Annotated in this window: 1 protein-coding gene; it reads right to left on the reverse strand. The window is 46.0% G+C overall.

From position 1 onward, the window contains the following. Positions 1–30 precede the first annotated feature (30 nt). A protein-coding gene (locus ST37_RS07890; protein ID WP_143698162.1) for an IS3 family transposase occupies positions 31–1,184 on the reverse strand; the annotation gives its coding sequence in 2 pieces (ribosomal slippage) (positions 31–938 and positions 938–1,184; 1,155 coding nt in all). Positions 1,185–1,247 lie beyond the last annotated feature (63 nt).

Consider the following 1,247-nt stretch of genomic DNA (forward strand, 5'->3'; position numbering starts at 1 on the left):
TGATCTGCCCCAGCAACACTGGACACACGGTTAAGCGACATTTTGTTTTTCAAAGTTGATTGGACTTAGATATCCAAGAGCACTGTGCCTCCTTGTTTGATTATAATCAACTTCAATATATTCAAAGACAGTTTGACGCATCTCTTCTCGACTCATAATCGGCTCATATTGGATCGCTTCAACTTTCAGTGAGTGGAAGAAGCTTTCAACACAGGCGTTATCCCAACAATTCCCTTTTCGACTCATACTTTGTCTTAGTTTATAAGCAGTTATAAGTTCTCGGTAGTCATTCGAACAATATTGGCTACCACGGTCGCTGTGTAGGAGCACACCTTCAGGAAAGCCTCGACGGAATAACGCCATTTTTAATGCGTCGCAAACAAGCCCCGTTGTCATACGCTCATTCATCGACCATCCGATGACCTGCCTTGAATAGAGATCGATAATCACCGCTAGGTACAACCAGCCTTCACTAGTGGCGATATACGTGATATCTCCCGCCCATTTTTGATTTGGCTCAGTGGCACTGAAGTCTTGAGCCAATAGGTTAGGAGATATCGCTCTAGTATGATTGCTATCGGTCGTGCACTTAAACTTCCGTGCTGCCTTCGCTACCAGACCTTGCCGTTTCATGCTTTGTGATATCGTCTTGATGTTGTGGGGGCTTTTGTCTTCATCCAGAGCTTTCTGAATGCGCCGAGCACCATCGCGTTCCTTACCTTCGACAAAGGCTTGCTTGACTTTACTATCAAGATCGTGACGCGCAAGCTCACGTGAAGTCACCTTGTGACGGTGCTTCAACCAGTGATAAAACCCACTTCGAGAGACATCGAGCACCTTACTCATTCGGGTAATGCTGAAAAATAGCAAGTGCTCTAGCATAAACTCATAAGACTCTACTTTAGATGCTTGGCGAAGTAGGTTGCGGCCTTTTTTACAATTTCTAGCTCCTCTGCTTGCTCCGCTAGCAGGCGTTTGAGCTTAGCATTCTCAGAAGCCAGTTCTTGCTCTCGGCCACTGATACTGGCGCTGTGCTTTAGCGCCTTTCGCCAAGCGTAAAGCTGAGATTCATGCAGAGAAAGCTGTCTAGCCGCTTTGGCCACACCTATCAAATCGGCTAGCTTGAGAGCTTCGGCTTTGAATTCTTCTGTGTGTCGAGTTCGTTTCGTTTTCTTAATGGACATTGATTCACCTCGTTAGTGATTTTACTCACTTAACTCGGTGTCCGATACTGCTGGTACGGATCA

The sequence above is a fragment of the Vibrio sp. qd031 genome, from assembly GCF_002100145.1.
In the GTDB taxonomy this organism is placed as follows: Bacteria; Pseudomonadota; Gammaproteobacteria; order Enterobacterales; family Vibrionaceae; genus Vibrio.